This window comes from Escherichia sp. KS167_9B (assembly GCF_030295215.1).
GTDB lineage: Bacteria > Pseudomonadota > Gammaproteobacteria > Enterobacterales > Enterobacteriaceae > Escherichia > Escherichia coli_F.
Map to the genome: position 1 here is coordinate 4,021,647 of NZ_AP025754.1, position 22,446 is coordinate 4,044,092.

Annotated in this window: 26 protein-coding genes; 8 read left to right on the forward strand and 18 right to left on the reverse strand. The window is 51.8% G+C overall.

What is annotated here, in order from left to right; all coding sequences use genetic code 11:
* Window positions 1-31: 31 nt before the first annotated feature.
* The 8 genes from fusA to fkpA all read right to left on the reverse strand — a co-directional run bounded on the left by fusA (window position 32) and on the right by fkpA (window position 6,052).
* Complete coding sequence (fusA, locus tag QUE34_RS20260; RefSeq protein ID WP_000124703.1) at window positions 32-2,146, reverse strand: elongation factor G; 2,115 nt, start codon at window positions 2,144-2,146, stop codon at window positions 32-34.
* 96 nt (window positions 2,147-2,242) lie between these two features.
* The gene (gene rpsG / locus QUE34_RS20265; protein WP_001138043.1) at window positions 2,243-2,713 is read right to left on the reverse strand and encodes a 30S ribosomal protein S7; all 471 of its coding nucleotides are present in this window, start codon (window positions 2,711-2,713) and stop codon (window positions 2,243-2,245) included.
* A gap of 96 nt (window positions 2,714-2,809) precedes the next feature.
* Window positions 2,810-3,184: a 30S ribosomal protein S12 gene (rpsL, locus tag QUE34_RS20270; RefSeq protein ID WP_000246815.1), complete on the reverse strand. Its 375-nt coding sequence runs from the start codon at window positions 3,182-3,184 to the stop codon at window positions 2,810-2,812.
* Between the two features lie 125 nt (window positions 3,185-3,309).
* Entirely contained in the window at window positions 3,310-3,597 is a 288-nt protein-coding gene (gene tusB / locus QUE34_RS20275; RefSeq protein WP_000903377.1) for a sulfurtransferase complex subunit TusB, read from the reverse strand.
* A gap of 7 nt (window positions 3,598-3,604) precedes the next feature.
* Window positions 3,605-3,964, reverse strand: coding sequence for a sulfurtransferase complex subunit TusC (tusC, locus tag QUE34_RS20280; protein WP_000820714.1), 360 nt, complete (start codon window positions 3,962-3,964; stop codon window positions 3,605-3,607).
* Window positions 3,964-4,350 carry a sulfurtransferase complex subunit TusD gene (gene tusD / locus QUE34_RS20285; RefSeq protein ID WP_001209697.1) on the reverse strand — a complete coding sequence of 129 codons (387 nt, stop codon included), beginning with the start codon at window positions 4,348-4,350 and terminating at the stop codon, window positions 3,964-3,966. The genes tusC and tusD overlap by 1 nt, the downstream gene beginning before the upstream one ends.
* Window positions 4,350-5,072 (reverse strand): helix-turn-helix transcriptional regulator, encoded by a 723-nt coding sequence (locus QUE34_RS20290; protein WP_000091466.1) that lies wholly within the window; start codon window positions 5,070-5,072, stop codon window positions 4,350-4,352. The genes tusD and QUE34_RS20290 overlap by 1 nt, the downstream gene beginning before the upstream one ends.
* A 167-nt stretch (window positions 5,073-5,239) precedes the next feature.
* Window positions 5,240-6,052, reverse strand: a complete 813-nt coding sequence (gene fkpA / locus QUE34_RS20295) for an FKBP-type peptidyl-prolyl cis-trans isomerase (RefSeq protein WP_000838261.1) — start codon at window positions 6,050-6,052, stop codon at window positions 5,240-5,242.
* A gap of 220 nt (window positions 6,053-6,272) precedes the next feature.
* Here fkpA and QUE34_RS20300 point away from each other — a divergent pair, with 220 nt between their 5' ends.
* Entirely contained in the window at window positions 6,273-6,491 is a 219-nt protein-coding gene (locus QUE34_RS20300) for a protein SlyX (protein WP_001153615.1), read from the forward strand.
* Between the two features lie 48 nt (window positions 6,492-6,539).
* On the opposite strand, the gene slyD is transcribed toward QUE34_RS20300, so the two are convergent.
* The 4 genes from slyD to kefG form a co-directional block, all read right to left on the reverse strand.
* Window positions 6,540-7,130, reverse strand: a complete 591-nt coding sequence (slyD, locus tag QUE34_RS20305) for a peptidylprolyl isomerase (RefSeq protein ID WP_000861334.1) — start codon at window positions 7,128-7,130, stop codon at window positions 6,540-6,542.
* Window positions 7,131-7,224: 94 nt separating this feature from the next.
* Complete coding sequence (locus QUE34_RS20310; RefSeq protein WP_001007730.1) at window positions 7,225-7,425, reverse strand: YheV family putative zinc ribbon protein; 201 nt, start codon at window positions 7,423-7,425, stop codon at window positions 7,225-7,227.
* Window positions 7,426-7,434: 9 nt separating this feature from the next.
* Entirely contained in the window at window positions 7,435-9,240 is a 1,806-nt protein-coding gene (kefB, locus tag QUE34_RS20315) for a glutathione-regulated potassium-efflux system protein KefB (RefSeq protein WP_000399122.1), read from the reverse strand.
* Window positions 9,240-9,791 carry a glutathione-regulated potassium-efflux system ancillary protein KefG gene (gene kefG, locus QUE34_RS20320; RefSeq protein WP_000081823.1) on the reverse strand — a complete coding sequence of 184 codons (552 nt, stop codon included), beginning with the start codon at window positions 9,789-9,791 and terminating at the stop codon, window positions 9,240-9,242. Before kefG ends, kefB begins: the two co-directional genes overlap by 1 nt.
* 130 nt (window positions 9,792-9,921) lie before the next feature.
* On the opposite strand from kefG, the gene QUE34_RS20325 reads away from it, so the two are divergent.
* From QUE34_RS20325 to QUE34_RS20340, 4 genes are read left to right on the forward strand one after another with little or no spacing between them, the layout of a single operon-like run.
* On the forward strand, window positions 9,922-11,835 hold the full coding sequence (locus tag QUE34_RS20325) for an ABC transporter ATP-binding protein (protein ID WP_000634783.1): 1,914 nt from the start codon (window positions 9,922-9,924) through the stop codon (window positions 11,833-11,835).
* Window positions 11,835-12,857: a hydrolase gene (locus tag QUE34_RS20330; RefSeq protein WP_032303898.1), complete on the forward strand. Its 1,023-nt coding sequence runs from the start codon at window positions 11,835-11,837 to the stop codon at window positions 12,855-12,857. The genes QUE34_RS20325 and QUE34_RS20330 overlap by 1 nt, the downstream gene beginning before the upstream one ends.
* Window positions 12,851-13,069 carry a YheU family protein gene (locus QUE34_RS20335; RefSeq protein ID WP_000907089.1) on the forward strand — a complete coding sequence of 73 codons (219 nt, stop codon included), beginning with the start codon at window positions 12,851-12,853 and terminating at the stop codon, window positions 13,067-13,069. The genes QUE34_RS20330 and QUE34_RS20335 overlap by 7 nt, the downstream gene beginning before the upstream one ends.
* 53 nt (window positions 13,070-13,122) lie before the next feature.
* Entirely contained in the window at window positions 13,123-13,992 is an 870-nt protein-coding gene (locus QUE34_RS20340) for a phosphoribulokinase (RefSeq protein ID WP_032185285.1), read from the forward strand.
* Between the two features lie 54 nt (window positions 13,993-14,046).
* On the opposite strand, the gene QUE34_RS20345 is transcribed toward QUE34_RS20340, so the two are convergent.
* Window positions 14,047-14,451, reverse strand: coding sequence for an OsmC family protein (locus QUE34_RS20345; protein ID WP_001148911.1), 405 nt, complete (start codon window positions 14,449-14,451; stop codon window positions 14,047-14,049).
* A 301-nt stretch (window positions 14,452-14,752) separates the two neighbouring features.
* On the opposite strand from QUE34_RS20345, the gene crp reads away from it, so the two are divergent.
* Both crp and QUE34_RS20355 read left to right on the forward strand, forming a co-directional pair.
* Complete coding sequence (gene crp / locus QUE34_RS20350) at window positions 14,753-15,385, forward strand: cAMP-activated global transcriptional regulator CRP (protein ID WP_000242755.1); 633 nt, start codon at window positions 14,753-14,755, stop codon at window positions 15,383-15,385.
* 50 nt (window positions 15,386-15,435) lie between these two features.
* The gene (locus QUE34_RS20355) at window positions 15,436-17,526 is read left to right on the forward strand and encodes a YccS/YhfK family putative transporter (RefSeq protein WP_002431759.1); all 2,091 of its coding nucleotides are present in this window, start codon (window positions 15,436-15,438) and stop codon (window positions 17,524-17,526) included.
* Window positions 17,527-17,618: 92 nt separating this feature from the next.
* On the opposite strand, the gene argD is transcribed toward QUE34_RS20355, so the two are convergent.
* The 5 genes from argD to ppiA form a co-directional block, all read right to left on the reverse strand.
* A complete protein-coding gene (gene argD, locus QUE34_RS20360) occupies window positions 17,619-18,839 on the reverse strand; it encodes a bifunctional acetylornithine/succinyldiaminopimelate transaminase (protein ID WP_032303900.1) in 1,221 nt (406 codons plus the stop codon).
* 85 nt (window positions 18,840-18,924) lie between these two features.
* Window positions 18,925-19,488: an aminodeoxychorismate synthase component 2 gene (gene pabA, locus QUE34_RS20365; RefSeq protein ID WP_032303901.1), complete on the reverse strand. Its 564-nt coding sequence runs from the start codon at window positions 19,486-19,488 to the stop codon at window positions 18,925-18,927.
* Between the two features lie 31 nt (window positions 19,489-19,519).
* The gene (locus QUE34_RS20370) at window positions 19,520-20,122 is read right to left on the reverse strand and encodes a putative adenosine monophosphate-protein transferase Fic (protein WP_032303903.1); all 603 of its coding nucleotides are present in this window, start codon (window positions 20,120-20,122) and stop codon (window positions 19,520-19,522) included.
* On the reverse strand, window positions 20,112-20,279 hold the full coding sequence (gene ficA, locus QUE34_RS20375; RefSeq protein WP_000736860.1) for a FicA/YhfG family antitoxin: 168 nt from the start codon (window positions 20,277-20,279) through the stop codon (window positions 20,112-20,114). The genes QUE34_RS20370 and ficA overlap by 11 nt, the downstream gene beginning before the upstream one ends.
* Before the next feature lie 104 nt (window positions 20,280-20,383).
* Window positions 20,384-20,956 carry a peptidylprolyl isomerase A gene (gene ppiA, locus QUE34_RS20380; protein WP_000477225.1) on the reverse strand — a complete coding sequence of 191 codons (573 nt, stop codon included), beginning with the start codon at window positions 20,954-20,956 and terminating at the stop codon, window positions 20,384-20,386.
* Between the two features lie 269 nt (window positions 20,957-21,225).
* On the opposite strand from ppiA, the gene tsgA reads away from it, so the two are divergent.
* Entirely contained in the window at window positions 21,226-22,407 is a 1,182-nt protein-coding gene (gene tsgA, locus QUE34_RS20385) for an MFS transporter TsgA (protein WP_105268541.1), read from the forward strand.
* Window positions 22,408-22,446: the final 39 nt, after the last annotated feature.

The following is a 22,446-nucleotide window of genomic DNA, read 5'->3' on the forward strand; positions in this document are numbered from 1 at the left end:
GAGCACGGGACTTTGGTATTAACCCTTAGGCTTATTTACCACGGGCTTCAATTACGGCCTGAGCAACGTTACTCGGCGCTTCATCATACTTCAGGAATTCCATGGTGTATGATGCACGACCTTTGGTCAGAGAACGCAGCTGAGTTGCATATCCGAACATTTCAGACAGCGGTACTTCAGCGTGGATCTTAACGCCAGTAACTTCAGATTCCTGACCTTTGAGCATACCACGACGACGGCTCAAGTCACCGATAACGTCACCGGTGTTCTCTTCCGGAGTTTCTACTTCAACCTTCATGATCGGCTCAAGCAGAACTGGTTTCGCTTTCTTAAAGCCTTCTTTAAAGGCGATAGAAGCAGCCAGTTTAAACGCCAGTTCAGAGGAGTCAACGTCATGGTAAGAACCGAAGTGCAGACGAATACCCATGTCTACTACCGGGTAGCCTGCCAGCGGACCTGCTTTCAGCTGTTCCTGGATACCTTTATCAACGGCCGGGATGTATTCGCCAGGGATTACACCACCTTTAATGTCGTTGATGAACTCGTAGCCTTTCGGGTTTGAACCCGGCTCCAGCGGGTACATGTCGATAACAACATGACCATACTGACCACGACCACCAGACTGTTTCGCGTGTTTACCTTCAACATCGGTAACTTTCTGGCGGATAGTTTCACGGTAAGCAACCTGCGGTTTACCTACGTTCGCTTCAACGTTGAATTCACGCTTCATACGGTCAACGATGATGTCGAGGTGCAGTTCGCCCATACCCGCGATGATGGTCTGGTTAGATTCTTCGTCAGTCCATACACGGAAAGACGGGTCTTCTTTAGCCAGACGGCCCAGAGCCAGACCCATTTTTTCCTGGTCAGCTTTGGTTTTCGGTTCAACTGCGATGGAGATTACCGGCTCAGGGAATTCCATACGTTCCAGAATGATCGGCGCATCCGGGTCACACAGGGTGTCACCAGTGGTTACGTCTTTCAGACCGATAGCAGCAGCGATGTCGCCCGCGCGAACTTCTTTGATCTCTTCACGTTTGTTAGCGTGCATCTGAACGATACGACCGAAACGCTCACGTGCAGCTTTCACGGAGTTCAGTACGGTATCACCAGAGTTAACCACACCGGAGTAAACACGGAAGAAGGTCAGGTTACCAACAAACGGGTCGGTAGCGATTTTGAACGCCAGAGCAGAGAACGGCTCGTCATCACTTGCGTGACGTTCAGCCGGAGTATCTTTACCGTCGTCCAGGATACCGTTGATCGCAGGTACGTCAACCGGGGATGGCAGGTAATCAATTACCGCATCCAGCATCGCCTGAACACCTTTGTTCTTGAACGCAGAACCACAGGTTACCAGGATGATTTCGTTGTTCAGAACGCGCTGACGCAGAGCACCTTTAATCTCTTCTTCAGTCAGTTCTTCACCACCCAGGTATTTTTCCATCAGCTCTTCAGAAGCTTCAGCTGCGGATTCGATCAGGTTCTGGTGCCATTCGTTAGCCAGTTCAACCATGTCTGCCGGGATATCTTCGTATTCGAAGGTTACGCCCTGGTCAGCATCGTTCCAGTTGATAGCTTTCATTTTCACCAGGTCAACAACACCGGTGAAATGTTCTTCAGCACCAATCGCCAGCTGCAGCGGAACCGGGTTCGCGCCCAGACGGGTTTTGATCTGGTTAACAACTTTCAGGAAGTTCGCACCCATGCGGTCCATTTTGTTAACGAACGCAATGCGCGGAACTTTATATTTGTTTGCCTGACGCCATACGGTTTCAGACTGCGGCTGAACACCACCAACTGCGCAGTAAACCATTACCGCACCATCGAGAACACGCATGGAACGTTCTACTTCGATTGTGAAGTCAACGTGCCCCGGGGTGTCGATGATGTTGATGCGATGCGGCTCATACTGCTTAGCCATACCAGACCAGAATGCAGTAGTCGCAGCGGAAGTGATGGTAATACCACGTTCCTGCTCCTGCTCCATCCAGTCCATGGTTGCAGCGCCGTCATGAACTTCACCGATTTTATGGTTTACACCGGTGTAGAACAGAATACGTTCGGTAGTAGTGGTTTTACCGGCGTCGATGTGCGCACTGATACCGATGTTACGGTAGCGTGCGATGGGTGTTGTACGAGCCATTTGTTTCCTCGTTTATCTTTTAGGCGTTCAATTTAAGTAGCCCAAAGCGGGCTGCTTACTGGAAGCGCCCGCCTGGTGACTAAAACTCCGAAGGGATTACCAACGGTAGTGTGCGAACGCCTTGTTGGCTTCGGCCATACGGTGAACGTCTTCACGTTTCTTAACTGCAGTACCTTTGTTTTCTGCAGCATCAGAAAGTTCGTTCGCCAGGCGCAGAGCCATGGATTTATCACCGCGTTTACGAGCAGCTTCAACGATCCAACGCATTGCCAGAGCATTACGACGAACCGGACGGACTTCAACTGGTACCTGATAAGTAGAACCACCAACGCGGCGAGACTTAACTTCTACAGTCGGGCGCACGTTTTCGAGAGCTACTTCGAATGCTTCCAGTTCAGATTTACCAGAACGCTGAGCCAGGGTCTCCAGCGCGCTGTATACGATAGATTCGGCAGTAGATTTTTTACCATCTACCATCAGGATATTTACAAATTTAGCCAGCAGTTCTGATCCGAACTTCGGATCCGGCAGAATTTTACGCTGACCAATGACGCGACGACGTGGCATGGAAATACTCCGTTGTTAATTCAGGATTGTCCAAAACTCTACGAGTTTAGTTTGACATTTAAGTTAAAACGTTTGGCCTTACTTAACGGAGAACCATTAAGCCTTAGGACGCTTCACGCCATACTTGGAACGAGCCTGCTTACGGTCTTTAACGCCGGAGCAGTCAAGCGCACCACGTACGGTGTGGTAACGAACACCCGGGAGGTCTTTAACACGACCACCACGGATCAGGATCACGGAGTGCTCCTGCAGGTTGTGACCTTCACCACCGATGTAGGAAGTCACTTCGAAACCGTTAGTCAGACGAACACGGCATACTTTACGCAGCGCGGAGTTCGGTTTTTTAGGAGTGGTAGTATATACACGAGTACATACGCCACGTTTTTGCGGGCATGCTTCCAGCGCAGGCACGTTGCTTTTCGCAACTTTGCGAGCACGTGGTTTGCGTACCAGCTGGTTAACTGTTGCCATTAAATAGCTCCTGGTTTTAGCTTTTGCTTCGTAAACACGTAATAAAACGTCCTCACACAATATGAGGACGCCGAATTTTAGGGCGATGCCGAAAAGGTGTCAAGAAATATACAACGATCCCGCCATCACCAGGCCATCTGGCTGGAGTGCTTAACCGTAAGTCTGACGAAATCAGTATAGTCAATGGGAATGATGTCGTTAGAAATTTGACCAGTCAAACCGCGGGCAATAAGGTCTTCGTTCAGGGCATAGACCTTAATGGGGGCATTACGCAGACTTTCAAGGTAGCGGTTACCGTCAACTGCGGCAGTTACACCATCTTGCAATAATAGCAGTTCGTCGCCTTCACTGAGTAGACGCAACAGCGCAGCAAAATCCGTCAGCCAGGGTGAACGATGTAATGTGTGCAGCATAAACGCCTCAAAACCTCAAAATAACATCGTAGTTGGCGAGTTCGCGGCGTAAGGCATCTGCTTCGAGCGGCGTGGCTTCGACAACAAAGGGGGTCTGCGGATCTAACCCGCGTTCGCGCAGTGAAGCCGCACAAACCCAGCACTGTTCAATGTCGTACAGACCCAACAATTTAAAAGTGGCAATGTAATCACGCGCCAGCACTGCATCGGGCTTTTGTCCTGGCAACAGCTGAAAAACGCCATCAGCAATAAAGAAGACAGCCAGATCGTCAGTTAATGCGGAAGTTGCCAGTAAAGCATCTAAACCTTCCCGGCCTGCAGCGGTACCATGAGGCGCAGTAGAAAAAACAAACGCAATTCGTTTCATCAGAACTGTACCACCCTGTCACAGGTCAGCGAGGCTTCCGCCAGCGCGCCAAGTCCACTTAAGGTAAATCCCGGCTGAAGGTTTGACGAAGCCAGCCCCAGTCTTCCGGCCTCCGTTTCATCAACAACACCACGGCGTAATGCTGCCGCTACGCAGATATTCAGCGCCACACCATGTTGCGTATTCAACTGTTGCCAACCACGCACAAGGTCAAATTCGTCGCTTGCCGGTGAGGTCAATTGGTTAGCGTTATAGACCCCTTCCCGATAGAAAAAGACGCTGCTTAGTTCATGGCCTTCTGCTATCAGCGCCTGCGCAAACTGAAAAGCACTACTCGCCTGTTGCGTACCGTATGCTGGTCCGGTCACCACGATGGCAAAACGCATTACTTATCTTGCCCCTGGAAATCACCGCTCTTGAACTGGCGGATGTAGAGATAGACAGTATGTTTGGAGATGTTCAGACGGTCAGCAACCTGGTTGATCGCATCTTTAATATCGAAGATCCCTTTCTCGTAGAGATTCAGCACGATCTGACGATTTTTGGCGTTATTAGAAACATTGCGATCGGCATTCACTTCTTCGATGGTGAACTCCAGCGTTTGGGTAACCAGATCTTCAACAGAAGAGGCAAAGTTGACGCTTGAACCGACATCCGGGGTTTCTGGCGGCACAAAAGTGCTCATAATCTGCGAGAAGGGAACATCAAGATTCATATTGATGCACAGCAGACCAATTACACGCTGTTCGCGGTTACGAATCGCGATAGTCAGGGACTTCATTAATACGCCGCTTTTGGCGCGAGTAAAGTAGCATTTAGAAACGCTGCTATCCGCTCCCGTCATATCGTGCAGCATACGTAGCGCCAGGTCGGTAATTGGCGAACCAATCTTCCGGCCTGTATGTTCACCGTTAGCAATGCGAATGGCTGAACATTTTAGATCCTGCAAAGAGTGCAAAACGATTTCACAGTGGGAGCCAATAAGCATCGCTAACCCGTCCACCACCGCTTCGTAGGATTTCAGAATATCAAAATCGGTCTGGTCGAAAGGACGTTGATCCAGTAAATCCAACTCACTGGTTTCGTTGGTTAAAAGCGACCTGGACATGAAAAAAAACACTCCTTTTCAGGAGCCTGTCGTTAACTTTTCAGGGCAGGCTCATTAATGATGCGGGTAACTAAATTAATACAGCGGAGGTTCCGCTTTCCAGCACTAATTATATCCGGCCTGTAATAAAAAAAACCGCCGCCTGGTCAGGCGGCGGTTCTTAATGCTTATTTTTTAGCAGAATCTGCGGCTTTCGCATCAGCTTCCGGCTTTGCATCAGCCTTCGGCGCTGGTTTCACATCCAGCAGCTCTACGTCAAACACCAGGGTAGAATTCGGTGGGATCCCCGGAACACCCGCTTTGCCGTAAGCCAGTTCTGGTGGAATAACCAGTTTGATCTTACCGCCTTTCTTGATGTTCTTCAGACCTTCTGTCCAACCCGGAATAACACCGTCCAGACGGAAAGAGAGCGGTTCACCACGGGTGTAAGAGTTGTCGAACTCTTTACCGTCGATCAGCGTACCCTTGTAGTTCACGACAACAGTATCGCTGTCTTTCGGTGCTTCGCCTTTACCGGCTTCTACTACCTGATAAACCAGACCAGTTGAAGAGGTTTTCACACCTTTCTCTTTGGCAAATTTCTCGCGGTACTCTTTACCTTTCGCTTCGTTATCTGCCGCGTCTTTTTCCATCTTCGCCTGAGCAGAAGACTTCACGCGAGCTTCGAATGCTTGCAGTGTCTGTTCGATCTCTTGGTCGGAGAGTTTGCTCTTATCAGCAAATGCATCCTGAACACCCGCGATCAGCTGATCTTTATCCAGTTTGATGCCCAGTTTTTCTTGTTCTTTAAGAGAGTTTTCCATGTAACGACCCAGCGAAGCACCCAGTGCATAAGCTGATTTCTGATCGTCATTTTTGAACGCTGCTTTGCTGTCAGCAGTTGTAGCAGGTTTTGCAGCTTCAGCAGCAAAAGTGATCGGTGCATGCAGGGCAACGGCCATTGTGGTCGCCAGCAGCGTTACTTTAAACAGTGATTTCATCCATATCTCCAGGATCGGGGCATCTCACCCCAGGGTTAACTATTATCAGAAGGGTACTATAAAGCGTTGTCGAACAAATCTACATACAGACACGCCCTATTATCATCTATTTTCAGACTCTTTTTGTTTAAATTAGTTTCGATGACCGCGAAATGAGTGCTGTCTCGGGCAGCAAAGTTAAGTAAAATCCGCGGCGACCATTCGACAAAAGAGGTGAATCATGCAGGATTTATCATTGGAAGCACGCCTGGCAGAGCTGGAGAGCCGACTGGCTTTTCAGGAAATCACCATTGAAGAACTGAACGTCACGGTGACCGCTCATGAAATGGAGATGGCGAAACTGCGCGATCATCTGCGTCTGCTGACCGAGAAGCTAAAAGCCAGCCAGCCGTCGAACATCGCGTCGCAGGCTGAAGAAACGCCACCGCCACATTATTGAGGCGTAAAAAAAGCGGGGATTCCCCGCTTTTTTGTCACTTTTTCGGTATTAGTGGCAACCGCAACCGCCGTTACCTTTACCGCCACAGCAGCCTTCGCCACCGTGCTCATGACCGTGATCGTGGCCATGACCACCGCAGCAACCGTCGTGGTCGTGATCGTGGTGATGATCGTGCGCACCGTGAACGTGGCCATGAGCCAGCTCTTCTTCAGTCGCTTCGCGAATCGCCACAACTTCAACGTTGAATTTCAGGTTCTGACCGGCCAGCATGTGGTTACCATCAACCACGACGTGATCGTCTTCAACCGCAGTGATTTCAACCGGTACCGGACCCTGGTCGGTTTCAGCCAGGAAACGCATACCAACCTGCAGTTCATCAACGCCCATAAATACATCTTTAGGAACGCGCTGCACCAGGTTTTCGTCGTATTGACCATAAGCGTCGTTCGCGCCAACAGCGACATCAAATTTGTCGCCAACTTCGTGACCTTCCAGCGCCGTTTCCAGGCCAGAGATCAGGGAACCGTGACCATGCAGGTAGTCCAGCGGCGCACTCACCGGAGACTCATCAACCAACACACCGTCTTCTGTACGTACCTGATAGGCCAGGCTGACCACCAGGTCTTTTGCTACTTTCATGATATCTCCTGAGCATGGGAAGAATAGTGGCGCAGATTGTAGCGGAATTCTGCAGCCGTGTACTCACTAGCTTAAAAAATCTCGGCGCATATCGCTAGTCCGGATGAAAAATCCCGATCACTTGCTCATCTTTGCGAACGTGATCGCGGGCTTCTTTGTCTGCTTCTCGCATTTGATGTCCGCACTTAACACATTCAACAATATCAATATTATTTTCGCGCCACATCGCCATTGAATCCTGCGCCTGACAGGCCGGGCATTTTGCGCCCGCAATAAAACGTTTTCGGATTGCCATCGTTATCCTCTACTCAAATTCATCCCAGCCATCCAGCTGGCGTCGTTCTTGTTGCATTTCACGCTGGAAGATCTCTTCCAGTTCGCGTCGGGCTTCCCTGGCGCGAGAAATTTGTACGGTATCGGCATGCATCGGTATGAGCTCCCGCAACATCCGCATATCCAGGCGGCGAAAATGCAGTTGCGCCCGCTGTGCCTGATGCGGATGCATCCCAAGCGTAACCAACGTCTTGCGCCCCAGCTCTAACGCACTGGAGAATGTTTCACGGGAAAACTGCGTCACCCCGGCCTGTAATAACTCATGCGCTTCCACACGTCCGCGCGCTCGCGCAAGAATATGCAAATGCGGGAAGTGCTGCTGGCATATTTCCACCAGCTTCATGGTGTCTTCCGGTTCGTTACAGGTAATGACGATTGACTCTGCGGCCTCTGCACCCGCAGAACGTAAAAGATCTACCTGCGTGGCGTCGCCGTAATAAACTTTGTAGCCATATTTGCGCATCAGGTTAACAGCACTGATATCCCGCTCCAGCACGGTAATGCGCATTTTATTGGCCATCAACAAACGACCAATCACCTGCCCAAAACGTCCGAAGCCCACGACTATGACCTGGGGTTTATCATCGTTGACCCACGGTTTTTCGTCTTCTTCTTCCGGTCCGTTAAACTGGCGGGATAGCCATTTATCCACCAGCTTCATCAGCAGCGGCGTGGTCATCATGGAAAGCGTCACCGTCACCAGCAATAGCGCCATCTGGTCGCCCTGGAATAAGCGTTGTGAAGAAGCGGTAGAAAAGAGGACAAAGGCAAACTCACCGCCCTGACTCAACACGCCAGCAAACTGCATCCGCTCTGAGCTACGCACGCCATACAGCCGCGCCAGCAAATACAGCACGAGAATTTTCACCGCCACCAGCACAACCACGCTTATCACTACCCACAACAGATGGGTATAAAGCACCCCGAGGTTGAGCGACATGCCGACAGAGATAAAAAACAGTCCGAGCAGCAAGCCTTTGAAGGGATCGATAGCCGTTTCCAGTTCATGGCGATATTCACTTTCCGCCAGCAGCACGCCCGCAATAAACGTACCGAGCGCCATCGACAACCCCAGCGCATCCATAAACAATGCGGAACCCAACACCAGCAACAGCGTCGCGGCAGTGAACACTTCCCGCACGCCAGAAGCAGCAATAAAACGGAATACCGGACGCAGTAAATAGCGCCCCCCAATCAGCATGCCGACAAACGCCAGCACCTTCATGCCGATCTTCATCCAGTCAAAATGTTCATCTGCCGATCCCGCCAGCAGCGGTACTAACGCCAGTGCCGGGATCACCGCCAGATCCTGAAACAGCAGTACCGAGAAACCTAACTGGCCGGATTCGCTGCGATTCATCCCTTTCTCACGCATCAATTGCAACGCCATTGCAGTTGAAGACATCGCAAGGCCAATGCCACCGACCACCGCCGCCTGCCAGGCGAAATCCGTCAGCATCAATAATCCCGCCAGCAACGCCGCGCTTAACAGCACCTGTGCCGCGCCTACGCCAAAAATCGAACGGCGCAGTTGCCAAAGCTTGGAGGGATTCAACTCAAGGCCGATGATAAACATCAGGAATACCACGCCGAGTTCCGAAAAGTGGAGGATCTCATCGACGTCGCTAATAAACCCTAGCCCCCACGGGCCAATTGCAATCCCTGCCAGCAAATATCCCAACACCGCGCCAATACCCAGCCGCGATGCCAACGGCACCGCAGCCACCGCCGCGAAGAGAAACAGCACTCCTGCGAGTAAAAAATCGGAACCTTCCATCAGCAGCCTCCTGGAGACAGCGGATTTGCCAGCCAGTCACCGTAGGCTCTGGCGTGACTCGCCAGCTCCTGTGCGCTTTGCCGTCTCGCCCAGTAAATAATGATGGGACTTAACCAATGCATCCGGCACATGCCCGCCGCCAGCTCAAAGGGGCGCAGAACATCGCTCATCGGGTAGCGATTCAATGCGTCATAACGGTAAGCACTTTCCGGCTCGCCGGTGGTAATCACGCTACGCCAGTACTTTCCCGCCAGTTGGTTTCCTCCCGGCCCGCTGGCAAAACCACGGCTTAATACCCGGTCCAGCCACTCTTTCAGTAGCGCCGGGCAGCTATAGGTATAAAGAGGGTGCTGAAAGACAATCACCTCGTGCTCGCGCAGTAATGCCTGCTCACGGGGGATATCAATAAAAAAATCGGGATAGTGTGCATAAAGGTCGTGCACGGTAACATTGCTGAGCTGCGTGGCCGGTTTAAGCAGTACCCGGTTTGCCACCGAGTCCTGAGATTCCGGATGGGCATACAGCAGCAAAACTTTCGCTGGCTGAGACATCATCCCCCTCCCGGTATGGTTTTTGTGTATAGTCGCTGTTTTGGGCTACCATTGCGCCCGGTGCGGCAGCTCGCCCATACATTACATTATCATAATGATAAGTTAACATAGTCTGAACATACGGCGCCTTATGATTGTTTTCTCCTCGTTACAAATTCGTCGCGGCGTGCGCGTCCTGCTGGATAATGCCACCGCCACCATCAACCCCGGGCAGAAAGTTGGCCTGGTGGGTAAAAACGGCTGTGGTAAATCTACCCTGCTGGCATTGCTGAAAAATGAAATCAGCGCCGACGGCGGCAGCTACACCTTTCCAGGAAGCTGGCAACTGGCGTGGGTGAATCAGGAAACACCAGCGCTACCGCAAGCGGCGCTGGAATATGTCATTGACGGCGACCGTGAATATCGTCAACTGGAAGCGCAGCTACACGACGCCAACGAACGTAACGACGGGCACGCCATTGCGACCATTCATGGCAAGCTGGATGCTATTGACGCATGGAGTATTCGCTCCCGCGCCGCCAGCCTGCTGCACGGCCTCGGTTTCAGCAATGAACAACTGGAGCGCCCGGTAAGTGATTTCTCCGGTGGCTGGCGTATGCGTCTCAACCTCGCCCAGGCGCTGATTTGCCGTTCAGACTTGCTGCTGCTCGACGAACCAACTAACCACCTCGATCTCGATGCTGTTATCTGGCTGGAAAAATGGCTGAAGAGCTATCAGGGCACGCTGATCCTGATCTCCCACGACCGCGACTTCCTCGATCCGATTGTTGATAAAATTATTCATATCGAACAGCAAAACATGTTCGAGTACACCGGCAACTACAGCTCGTTTGAAGTACAGCGCGCCACCCGTCTGGCGCAGCAACAGGCGATGTATGAAAGCCAGCAAGAGCGCGTGGCACATCTGCAAAGTTATATCGACCGTTTCCGTGCCAAAGCCACCAAAGCGAAGCAGGCCCAGAGCCGTATTAAGATGCTCGAGCGTATGGAGCTGATTGCCCCCGCGCACGTCGACAACCCGTTCCGCTTTAGCTTCCGCGCGCCGGAAAGCCTGCCTAATCCGTTGTTGAAAATGGAAAAGGTCAGCGCAGGTTATGGCGATCGCATTATTCTCGACTCGATTAAACTGAATCTGGTGCCGGGTTCGCGCATTGGTCTGTTAGGCCGCAACGGCGCGGGTAAATCGACATTGATCAAACTGTTAGCCGGAGAACTTGCGCCTGTCAGCGGTGAAATTGGCCTGGCGAAAGGGATCAAACTCGGTTACTTCGCCCAGCATCAACTGGAATATCTACGCGCCGACGAATCGCCTATTCAACATCTGGCACGTTTAGCACCGCAGGAACTAGAACAAAAACTGCGTGATTACCTCGGCGGCTTTGGTTTCCAGGGCGATAAAGTGACGGAAGAAACGCGCCGTTTCTCCGGTGGGGAAAAAGCCCGCCTGGTGCTGGCATTAATCGTCTGGCAGCGTCCGAATCTACTGCTGCTCGACGAACCGACTAACCACCTTGACCTCGACATGCGCCAGGCACTGACTGAAGCGTTGATCGAGTTTGAAGGCGCATTGGTTGTCGTTTCGCACGACCGCCATTTGTTGCGTTCCACCACTGACGATCTCTATCTGGTTCACGATCGTAAAGTCGAACCGTTCGACGGCGATCTGGAAGATTATCAACAGTGGTTGAGCGACGTTCAAAAGCAGGAAAACCAGACCGACGACGCGCCAAAAGAGAACGCGAACAGCGCCCAGGCACGTAAAGACCAGAAGCGTCGGGAAGCGGAGCTGCGTGCGCAAACCCAGCCACTGCGTAAAGAAATCGCCCGTCTGGAAAAAGAGATGGAGAAGCTGAACGCGCAACTGGCGCAGGCGGAAGAGAAACTCGGCGACAGCGAACTGTACGATCAAAGCCGTAAAGCGGAGTTGACCGCCTGCCTGCAACAGCAAGCCAGCGCCAAATCCGGGCTGGAAGAGTGCGAAATGGCGTGGCTGGAAGCCCAGGAGCAGCTTGAGCAGATGCTGCTGGAAGGCCAAAGCAACTGATGGCGCAGATAACGACGACCGATGCCAATGAATTCAGCAGCAGTGCTGAATTCACCCCTATGCGCGGCTTTAGCAATTGTCATCTGCAAACCATGCTGCCGCGTCTGTTTCGTCGCAAGGTGAAATTCACCCCGCACTGGCAGCGACTGGAGTTGCCCGACGGCGATTTTGTCGATCTCGCATGGAGTGAAGACCCTGCCCAGGCGAAACAGAAACCGCGTTTAGTGGTGTTTCACGGGCTGGAGGGCAGCCTCAATAGCCCTTACGCCCACGGTCTGGTCGAGGCGGCGCAAAAACGCGGCTGGCTGGGCGTGGTGATGCATTTTCGCGGATGCAGCGGTGAACCAAACCGTATGCACCGCATTTACCATTCGGGCGAAACTGAAGACGCCAGCTGGTTTTTACGCTGGCTGCAGCGCGAATTTGGACATGCGCCAACGGCTGCCGTCGGCTATTCGCTCGGCGGTAATATGCTCGCCTGTTTGCTGGCAAAAGAAGGTAATAACCTCTCGATTGATGCAGCGGTAATTGTCTCCGCGCCATTTATGCTGGAAGCCTGTAGTTATCATATGGAAAAGGGCTTTTCCCGCGTTTATCAGCGTTACTTGCTGAACCTGTTAAAAGCCAATGCTGCGCGCAAACTGGCAGCCTATCCCGGTACGCTGCCGATTAATCTCGCACAGTTAAAATCGGTACGTCGCATCCGTGAATTTGACGATCTGATCACCGCCAGAATTCACGGCTACGCTGACGCTATCGACTATTATCGTCAGTGTAGCGCCATGCCGATGCTGAACCAGATCGCCAAACCGACACTGATTATTCACGCCAAAGACGATCCGTTTATGGATCATCAGGTGATCCCGAAACCGGAAAATCTCCCCCCGCAGGTGGAGTATCAACTGACTGAACATGGTGGTCATGTTGGCTTTCTTGGCGGTACATTATTTCATCCGCAAATGTGGCTGGAGTCACGCATTCCTGACTGGTTAACAACGTATCTGGAGGCGAAATCATGTTGATTCCGTGGCAAGAACTCTCCCCCGAAACGCTGGAAAATTTAATTGAAAGTTTTGTGTTACGCGAAGGCACCGATTATGGTGAACATGAGCGTACACTTGAACAGAAAGTCGCCGACGTCAAACGCCAGCTACAGTGCGGAGAAGCGGTGCTGGTATGGTCGGAGCTGCACGAAACGGTCAATATCATGCCGCGCAGTCAGTTTCGCGAATAACCTGCAGCCGTCGGCGGACGAGATAATAATGATAGCTAAGTCATGGAGTTACTATGTCTGCCAAACATCCGGTCATTGCGGTAACAGGATCCAGCGGCGCGGGGACCACCACCACCAGTCTCGCGTTTCGTAAAATATTCGCGCAGTTAAATCTGCATGCAGCTGAGGTGGAAGGCGACAGTTTTCACCGTTACACGCGCCCGGAAATGGACATGGCGATCCGCAAGGCGCGTGATGCCGGGCGGCATATCAGCTACTTTGGCCCCGAAGCGAACGACTTCGGCCTGCTGGAACAAACCTTCATTGAATACGGTCAGAGCGGCAAAGGAAAATCACGCAAATATCTGCATACGTACGACGAAGCCGTACCGTGGAATCAGGTGCCGGGAACATTCACCCCATGGCAACCTTTACCGGAACCCACTGATGTACTGTTTTATGAAGGGCTACACGGTGGCGTCGTCACGCCACATCATAACGTTGCGCAGCATGTGGATTTACTGGTTGGCGTGGTGCCTATCGTTAACCTTGAGTGGATTCAAAAACTGATCCGCGACACCAGCGAGCGCGGGCACTCACGAGAAGCAGTGATGGACTCAGTAGTGCGCTCAATGGAAGACTATATCAACTACATCACACCGCAGTTTTCCCGCACCCATCTTAACTTCCAGCGCGTCCCCACCGTTGACACCTCAAACCCGTTCGCGGCAAAAGCTATCCCGTCGCTGGATGAAAGCTTTGTGGTGATCCATTTTCGTAATCTGGAAGGGATCGATTTCCCCTGGCTGCTGGCGATGTTGCAGGGCTCATTCATTTCCCACATCAATACATTAGTGGTGCCGGGCGGTAAAATGGGTCTGGCAATGGAGTTAATTATGCTGCCACTGGTGCAACGATTGATGGAAGGAAAGAAAATCGAGTAACTCTGCTAATATGCCGGATAAACAATTATCCGGCATCGTACTCCTGACATCAAATCACGCGGCAACCACTTCATACGAGTGAGTAATATTCACCGCTTTTTCCAGCATCAACGCCACTGAACAATATTTCTCGGCAGAGAGATCTACCGCACGCGAAACCGCTGCGTCTTTCAGGTCGCGACCGGTGACGATAAAATGCAGATTAATGTGCGTAAACAGGCGTGGTGCCTCTTCGCGGCGTTCAGAGGTCAATTTTACTTCACAATCGACCACATCCTGACGCCCCTTTTGCAGGATAGAAACCACATCGATGGCGCTACAGCCCCCCGCCGCCATCAACACCATTTCCATCGGACTTGGCGCTTTATCGCCTGAGTTGCCGTCCATTAAAATCTGGTGACCAGAGGCGGATTCGCCCAGAAAAGTTAACCCTTCGACCCACTTCACTCGCGCTTGCATTTTTGCTACTCCACTGCGTCAATTTTCCTGACAGAGTACGCGTACTAACCAAATCGCGCAACGGAAGGCGACCTGGGTCATGCTGAAGCGAGACACCAGGAGACACAAAGCGAAAGCTATGCTAAAACAGTCAGGATGCTACAGTAATACATTGATGTACTGCATGTATGCAAAGGACGTCACATTACCGTGCAGTACAGTTGATAGCCCCTTCCCAGGTAGCGGGAAGCATATTTCGGCAATCCAGAGACAGCGGCGTTATCTGGCTCTGGAGAAAGCTTATAACAGAGGATAACCGCGCATGGTGCTTGGCAAACCGCAAACAGACCCGACTCTCGAATGGTTCTTGTCTCATTGCCACATTCATAAGTACCCATCCAAGAGCACGCTTATTCACCAGGGTGAAAAAGCGGAAACGCTGTACTACATCGTTAAAGGCTCTGTGGCAGTGCTGATCAAAGACGAAGAGGGTAAAGAAATGATCCTCTCCTATCTGAATCAGGGTGATTTTATTGGCGAACTGGGCCTGTTTGAAGAGGGCCAGGAACGTAGCGCATGGGTACGTGCGAAAACCGCCTGTGAAGTGGCTGAAATTTCGTACAAAAAATTTCGCCAATTGATTCAGGTAAACCCGGACATTCTGATGCGTCTGTCTGCACAGATGGCGCGTCGTCTGCAAGTCACTTCAGAGAAAGTGGGCAACCTGGCGTTCCTCGACGTGACGGGCCGCATTGCACAGACTCTGCTGAACCTGGCAAAACAACCGGATGCTATGACTCACCCGGACGGTATGCAAATCAAAATTACCCGTCAGGAAATTGGTCAGATTGTCGGCTGTTCTCGTGAAACCGTGGGACGCATTCTGAAGATGCTGGAAGATCAGAACCTGATCTCCGCACACGGTAAAACCATCGTCGTTTACGGCACTCGTTAATCCCGTCGGAGTGGCGCGTTACTGAGTAGCGCGCCATTTTGTTTCCCCCGATGTGGCGCAGACTGATTTATCACCCCGATATCAACTATGCACTTCGACAAACGCTGGTGCTATGTTTGCCCGTGGCCGTTGGGTTAATGCTTGGCGAATTACGATTCGGTCTGCTCTTCTCCCTCGTTCCTGCTTGTTGCAATATTGCGGGCCTTGATACGCCTCATAAACGTTTTTTCAAACGCTTAATCATTGGTGCGTCGCTGTTTGCCACCTGTAGCTTGCTGACGCAGCTGTTACTGGCAAAAGATGTTCCCCTGCCCTTTTTGCTGACCGGATTAACACTGGTACTTGGCGTCACTGCTGAGCTGGGGCCATTGCACGCAAAATTGCTTCCCGCATCACTACTCGCCGCCATTTTTACCCTCAGTCTGGCGGGATACATGCCTGTCTGGGAACCGTTGCTGATCTATGCGCTGGGCACGTTGTGGTACGGACTGTTTAACTGGTTTTGGTTCTGGCTCTGGCGCGAACAACCGCTACGCGAGTCACTAAGTCTGCTGTACCGTGAACTGGCAGATTATTGCGAAGCTAAATACAGCCTGCTTACCCAGCACACCGACCCTGAAAAAGCGCTGCCGCCGCTGCTGGTGCGCCAGCAAAAAGCGGTCGATTTAATTACCCAGTGCTATCAGCAAATGCATATGCTTTCCGCGCAAAATAATACCGATTACAAGCGGATGCTGCGTATTTTCCAGGAGGCGCTGGATTTACAGGAACATATTTCGGTCAGCTTGCATCAACCGGAAGAGGTGCAAAAGCTGGTCGAGCGTAGCCATGCGGAAGAAGTTATCCGCTGGAATGCGCAAACTGTCGCCACTCGCCTGCGCGTGCTGGCTGATGACATTCTTTACCATCGCCTGCCGACGCGCTTTACGATGGAAAAACAAATTGGCGCACTGGAAAAAATCGCCCGCCAGCATCCGGATAATCCTGTTGGGCAATTCTGCTATTGGCACTTCAGCCGCATCGCCCGCGTGCTGCGCACCCAAAAACCGCTCTATGCCCGTGACTTACTGGCCGATAAACAGCGGCGAATGCCGTTACTTCCGGCGCTGAAAAGTTATCTGTCACTAAAGTCTCCGGCGCTACGCAATGCCGGACGACTCAGTGTGATGTTAAGCGTTGCCAGCCTGATGGGCACCGCACTGCATCTACCGAAGTCGTACTGGATCCTGATGACGGTATTGCTGGTGACGCAAAATGGCTATGGCGCAACCCGTCTGAGGATTGTGAATCGCTCCGTGGGAACCGTGGTCGGGTTAATCATTGCGGGCGTTGCCCTGCACTTTAAAATTCCCGAAGGTTACACCCTGACCTTGATGCTGATTACCACCCTCGCCAGCTACCTGATATTACGCAAAAACTACGGCTGGGCGACGGTCGGTTTTACCATTACTGCGGTGTATACCCTGCAACTATTGTGGTTGAACGGCGAGCAGTACATCCTTCCGCGTCTTATCGACACCATTATTGGTTGTTTGATTGCTTTCGGCGGAACTGTCTGGCTGTGGCCGCAGTGGCAGAGTGGCTTATTGCGTAAGAACGCCCATGACGCTTTAGAAGCCTATCAGGAAGCGATTCGTTTGATTCTGAGCGAGGATCCGCAACCAACGCCACTGGCCTGGCAGCGAATGCGGGTGAATCAGGCGCATAACACTCTGTATAACTCATTGAATCAGGCGATGCAGGAACCGGCATTCAACAGCCATTATCTGGCAGATATGAAACTGTGGGTAACGCACAGTCAGTTTATTGTTGAGCATATCAATGCCATGACCACGCTGGCACGGGAACACCGGGCATTGCCACCTGAACTGGCGCAAGAATATTTGCAGTCTTGTGAAATCGCCATTCAGCGTTGTCAGCAGCGACTGGAATATGACGAACCAGGTAGTTCTGGCGATGCCAATATTATGGATGCGCCGGAGATGCAGCCGCACGAAGGTGCAGCAGGCACGCTGGAGCAGCATTTACAGCGGGTTATTGGTCATCTGAACACCATGCACACCATTTCGTCGATGGCATGGCGGCAGCGACCGCATCATGGGATTTGGTTGAGTCGGAAGTTACGGGATTCGAAGGCGTAATATATTCATTGCCTGGAGCAAATCGTAGGTCGGATAAGGCGTTCACGCCGCATCCGACATCTTTTGCCTGATGCGACGCTGACGCGTCTTATTTACGCCCCAATCACCTTCGCCACCGCGTGGGCGAAACGATGCATCCCTTCATCGATATCCGCATCTTCCACCACCAGCGACGGCGCAAAACGCATCACATCAGGCCCGGCATTCAGCACCATTACGCCTGCCTCGGCACCCGCATACAGGAAATCACGCGCCCGACCTTTGTACTGTGGTTTCAGCTCTGCGCCAATCAACAGCCCCATACCGCGAATATCGCTAAACACATCGTACTGCTGATCGATCTTCTGCAAATGGTCCACAAAACGCTGGCGTTTCGCGTGAATGCCTTCCAGCACTTCAGGAGTATTGATGATATCAAACGCCGCGCCAGCTACTGCACAGGCCAGTGGATTACCGCCGTAGGTGGAACCGTGAGAACCAGGATGAAACGCAGAAGCAATCTCCGCCGTAGTCAGCATGGCGCTAATCGGGAAGCCGCCGCCTAACGCTTTGGCGGAGGTCAGAATATCCGGCGTCACGCCGTAATGCATGTAAGCAAACAGATCTCCGGTCCGCCCCATCCCGCACTGCACTTCATCAAACACCAATAATGCCTGATGCTCATCACAGAGTTCGCGCAAGCCCTGCAAAAACTCTGGCATCGCAGCCGTCACGCCGCCCTCGCCCTGAATCGGTTCAACCACCACCGCACAGGTATGATCATCCATCACCGCTTTCACTGCGTGGAGATCATTAAAGGGAACGTGGATGATGTCTGCCGGTTTTGGCCCAAAGCCGTCGGAATATTTTGGCTGCCCGCCCACCGAGACGGTAAACAGCGAACGACCATGAAAAGCGTTATGGAAGGCGATAATTTTGGTTTTGAACGGGCTATGACGCACACAGGCGTAATGGCGTGCCAGTTTAAAGGCTGTTTCGTTAGCTTCCGTGCCGGAGTTCATAAACACCACGCGTTCGGCAAACGTTGCCTCAATCAGTTTACGACCAAGACGCAGCGCCGGTTCATTGGTAAAAACGTTACTGATATGCCACAGAGTTTCGCCCTGGGTTTTTAACGCGTTCACCAGCGCAGGATGGCAATGGCCCAACGCCGTAACTGCAATGCCACCCGCGAAATCGACATACTCCTTGCCTTGCTGATCCCAGATTCTGCTGCCCAGACCTTTTACCGGAATAAACTCTGCCGGAGCATAAATCGGCAGGATCACTTCATCGAAAGTCGCGCGTGTAATTGCTGTTTGTTCAATTGCCATCTCATGATCACCCTGTTACGCATAACTCAATGTGAAATTATAATCACAAAATATGCATAAAAAATCACTGAATGGCAATCAGAAATCAGCGTTCCAGGAAATTAGCCAGCAGTTGATGTCCTTGTTCGCTGAGAATACTTTCTGGATGGAACTGCACACCTTCCAGATCCCACTGGCGATGGCGAATCCCCATAATCTCGCGGGTTTCGCTCCAGGCCGTCACTTCAAAGCACTCCGGTAATGAGTCAGGCTCCACCACCAGCGAATGGTAGCGTGTCACGGTGAGTGGATCTGCCAGCCCCTTAAATACGCCATCACCGTTATGTGTGATCGGCGAGGTTTTGCCGTGCATCACCTTTGCGGCGCGCACAACTTTGCCGCCAAATGCCTGCGCCATTGCCTGATGACCGAGGCAGACACCAAGAATCGGCAAGCGTCCGGCATAGTGACGAATAACGTCAAGGGAGATCCCGGCTTCATCTGGCGTACAGGGGCCGGGTGAGATGACAATTTTTTGCGGTTTCAGGGCGTCGATATCCGCCAGCGTCAACGCATCGTTGCGCTTAACCAACACGTCGGCCCCCAGTTCACAAAAGTACTGGTAGAGGTTCCAGGTGAAAGAATCGTAGTTATCAATAAGCAGGATCATGGCGGCTCCGGTACGAAAGAACCGCGCTATTTTACTCAGATTCCCCGGCTTCGCTTACCACTTTGCTAAATATCGTCTGCAGCGCAGTGAGATCACCCATTGCCCCACTCTGATTTGCCTGATTCCAGGCCTCTTTTTCGATACCCTGCCAGCTCAGTTGATAACCAGCATGAATCGCCAGTTGCTCGAAGAAGATCCGCTGTGCCAGACCACTTCCCGCCCGGAAGGGATGCAGGACGTTGATTTCACAATAGTAGTGTGCCAGCCGCTCGACGAACTTCGTTTTCTCCAGGCCAACCAGATACCCTTCTTCCTCCAGATCCTGCATCAGGGCATTGCCCTCTTTTTCGATATAAGCAAAGTGGCAGAACGGCGTATCGCCCTGATAAATATCAACTTCACGCAGTTGCCCCGCCCAGTCGAAAATATCCTGATACAGCTGGCGATGGAGAGTGCGCAAATGCGGTAAACCGCGCACCAGCGGACCAAGCTCAATGGTCGCAGCACGCAGCGCCGTCATTTCGTAAGCGGCCTGTTCCAGCCGCTGTTGCTGGCGGATGTTCAGCCGGTTACGCATGATATCAAGGCCAGGATAAAGATACGGATCGCGCCCTTCGCCGAATTTATCGCTCATAGTGCCTCCTCAGCTCTTCAAGGCGCGCTAAAGCCTCTGCGGCAGTAAGAGTAACTAAAGGCATCTCGACGCCTTCAAGACGGCGACTGGCCTGGAAATTACGATTACGCTGAAGCTCCCAGAGACGGGACTTTTGCTTATCGGTGAGTTTCTTCACTTGATGCCTCCCTGAACGTGTCCATTTGCCACAAGTATAAGCGGCAAATCCGGGTTACGCCGGGAGAGCAGAAGCGCGGGCAAGATTGCCCGCGCGAGAAATCATTACGGCAGGACTTTAGCGGAAAGGATAACTACCGGTTTTGACGGCACATTCTGGTACGGACCAACGTCATGAGTCGGCACCTGGGAAATCTTATCGGCAACGTCCATGCCTTTCACCACTTTACCAAATACCGCGTAACCGAAATCACGCTGACCGTGGTCGAGGAAGGCGTTATCGGCAACGTTGATAAAGAACTGGCTGGTGGCGCTGTCTTTGTCAGCGGTACGCGCCATCGCGATGGTGCCACGCGTGTTGCGCAGGCCGTTATCGGCTTCATTTTTGATTGGCGGGTTTGGTTTTTTCTGCTGCATCTGCTCGGTGAAACCGCCGCCCTGAATCATAAAGCCAGGAATGACGCGGTGAAAGGTGGTGTTGTTATAAAAACCGCTGTTCACATAATCGACAAAGTTTTGCACAGATACTGGCGCTTTTTGTTTATCCAGCTCCAGTTCGATGTTACCAGCTGAGGTTGTCAACAATACGTGCGGGTCCCCTTTCGCTGCCATTGCTGCGGGAGAAAGAGCAGAAAGAGCGAAAACAGCAGCCATCGCCGCCAGGGTCGATTTGAACATGAGATTTCCTTAACAAACAGAGCAGAAAAAAAGCAAGTGAAGAGATTCTAAATAGCCTTCAAGAACAAGGCCATCCCTTTACCTAATTTTACGTATCTGAAATATATGTAACCTGACGATCACTTTTTATTCCGTGATCAAAATCACCCTTAAAATGCAATTTAGCAACCGATTGCAATAAAACATTTAAACAGATCACAAAATCACCTAAAATCGCCCGCTCGCGGCATATCCCGCTATGCCATTTTATTTTTGAACGCAGGCCAATCATGACTAACAGCAATCGCATCAAGCTCACATGGATTAGCTTTCTCTCCTACGCACTGACGGGTGCGTTGGTTATTGTCACCGGGATGGTGATGGGAAATATCGCCGATTATTTCAATCTGCCTGTTTCCAGTATGAGTAACACCTTCACCTTCCTCAATGCTGGCATTTTAATCTCTATCTTCCTCAATGCCTGGCTGATGGAAATCGTCCCGTTGAAAACGCAGTTACGTTTTGGCTTTCTCCTGATGGTGCTGGCGGTTGCCGGTTTGATGTTCAGCCATAGCCTGGCGCTTTTCTCGGCAGCGATGTTCATTCTCGGGGTGGTCAGCGGCATCACCATGTCGATTGGTACATTCCTGATAACACAAATGTATGAAGGGCGTCAGCGCGGTTCTCGCCTGTTATTTACCGACTCCTTCTTCAGTATGGCAGGGATGATTTTCCCAATGATCGCCGCGTTTCTGCTGGCGCGCAGCATTGAGTGGTACTGGGTTTATGCCTGCATCGGGCTGGTTTACGTCGCTATTTTTATTCTGACCTTCGGCTGTGAGTTTCCGGCACTGGGCAAACATGCGCCAAAAACGGATGCTCCAGTAGCGAAAGAAAAATGGGGCATCGGCGTACTGTTTCTCTCAATTGCAGCGCTGTGCTACATCCTCGGTCAGTTAGGTTTTATCTCCTGGGTACCAGAGTATGCCAAAGGCCTGGGCATGAGCCTGAACGACGCAGGTACGCTGGTGAGTAACTTCTGGATGTCATATATGGTCGGCATGTGGGCGTTCAGCTTTATTCTTCGCTTCTTTGATTTGCAACGTATTCTGACCGTACTGGCCGGTCTGGCTGCGATTCTGATGTACGTCTTTAACACCGGAACACCGGCACATATGGCGTGGTCAATTCTCGCCCTGGGCTTCTTCTCCAGCGCGATCTATACCACCATCATCACCCTGGGTTCACAGAAAACCAAAGTACCGTCACCAAAACTGGTTAACTTTGTCCTGACCTGCGGGACCATCGGTACCATGCTGACCTTTGTCGTTACCGGCCCGATTGTTGAACATAGCGGTCCAAAGGCGGCGCTGCTGACGGCAAACGGTCTGTACGCTGTCGTCTTTGTGATGTGCTTCCTGTTAGGTTTCGTCAGCCGTCACCGTCAGCATAACACCCTGACCTCTCATTAATTGCTCATGCCGGGCGGCGCTATCGTCGTCCGGCCTTTT

Coding starts and splice junctions, on each gene's coding strand:
- QUE34_RS20370 (WP_032303903.1), bottom strand. CDS start 20,122: ATGAGCGATAAATTCGGCGAAGGGCGCGATCCGTATCTTTATCCTGGC.
- QUE34_RS20300 (WP_001153615.1), top strand. CDS start 6,273: ATGCAGGATTTATCATTGGAAGCACGCCTGGCAGAGCTGGAGAGCCGA.
- rpsG (WP_001138043.1), bottom strand. CDS start 2,713: ATGCCACGTCGTCGCGTCATTGGTCAGCGTAAAATTCTGCCGGATCCG.
- QUE34_RS20330 (WP_032303898.1), top strand. CDS start 11,835: ATGGCGCAGATAACGACGACCGATGCCAATGAATTCAGCAGCAGTGCT.
- tusC (WP_000820714.1), bottom strand. CDS start 3,964: ATGAAACGAATTGCGTTTGTTTTTTCTACTGCGCCTCATGGTACCGCT.
- fusA (WP_000124703.1), bottom strand. CDS start 2,146: ATGGCTCGTACAACACCCATCGCACGCTACCGTAACATCGGTATCAGT.
- argD (WP_032303900.1), bottom strand. CDS start 18,839: ATGGCAATTGAACAAACAGCAATTACACGCGCGACTTTCGATGAAGTG.
- crp (WP_000242755.1), top strand. CDS start 14,753: ATGGTGCTTGGCAAACCGCAAACAGACCCGACTCTCGAATGGTTCTTG.
- QUE34_RS20335 (WP_000907089.1), top strand. CDS start 12,851: ATGTTGATTCCGTGGCAAGAACTCTCCCCCGAAACGCTGGAAAATTTA.
- QUE34_RS20340 (WP_032185285.1), top strand. CDS start 13,123: ATGTCTGCCAAACATCCGGTCATTGCGGTAACAGGATCCAGCGGCGCG.
- tusD (WP_001209697.1), bottom strand. CDS start 4,350: ATGCGTTTTGCCATCGTGGTGACCGGACCAGCATACGGTACGCAACAG.
- QUE34_RS20325 (WP_000634783.1), top strand. CDS start 9,922: ATGATTGTTTTCTCCTCGTTACAAATTCGTCGCGGCGTGCGCGTCCTG.
- kefB (WP_000399122.1), bottom strand. CDS start 9,240: ATGGAAGGTTCCGATTTTTTACTCGCAGGAGTGCTGTTTCTCTTCGCG.
- tsgA (WP_105268541.1), top strand. CDS start 21,226: ATGACTAACAGCAATCGCATCAAGCTCACATGGATTAGCTTTCTCTCC.
- QUE34_RS20290 (WP_000091466.1), bottom strand. CDS start 5,072: ATGTCCAGGTCGCTTTTAACCAACGAAACCAGTGAGTTGGATTTACTG.
- QUE34_RS20355 (WP_002431759.1), top strand. CDS start 15,436: ATGTGGCGCAGACTGATTTATCACCCCGATATCAACTATGCACTTCGA.
- QUE34_RS20345 (WP_001148911.1), bottom strand. CDS start 14,451: ATGCAAGCGCGAGTGAAGTGGGTCGAAGGGTTAACTTTTCTGGGCGAA.
- rpsL (WP_000246815.1), bottom strand. CDS start 3,184: ATGGCAACAGTTAACCAGCTGGTACGCAAACCACGTGCTCGCAAAGTT.
- QUE34_RS20310 (WP_001007730.1), bottom strand. CDS start 7,425: ATGGCAATCCGAAAACGTTTTATTGCGGGCGCAAAATGCCCGGCCTGT.
- kefG (WP_000081823.1), bottom strand. CDS start 9,791: ATGTCTCAGCCAGCGAAAGTTTTGCTGCTGTATGCCCATCCGGAATCT.
- slyD (WP_000861334.1), bottom strand. CDS start 7,130: ATGAAAGTAGCAAAAGACCTGGTGGTCAGCCTGGCCTATCAGGTACGT.
- ppiA (WP_000477225.1), bottom strand. CDS start 20,956: ATGTTCAAATCGACCCTGGCGGCGATGGCTGCTGTTTTCGCTCTTTCT.
- pabA (WP_032303901.1), bottom strand. CDS start 19,488: ATGATCCTGCTTATTGATAACTACGATTCTTTCACCTGGAACCTCTAC.
- fkpA (WP_000838261.1), bottom strand. CDS start 6,052: ATGAAATCACTGTTTAAAGTAACGCTGCTGGCGACCACAATGGCCGTT.
- tusB (WP_000903377.1), bottom strand. CDS start 3,597: ATGCTGCACACATTACATCGTTCACCCTGGCTGACGGATTTTGCTGCG.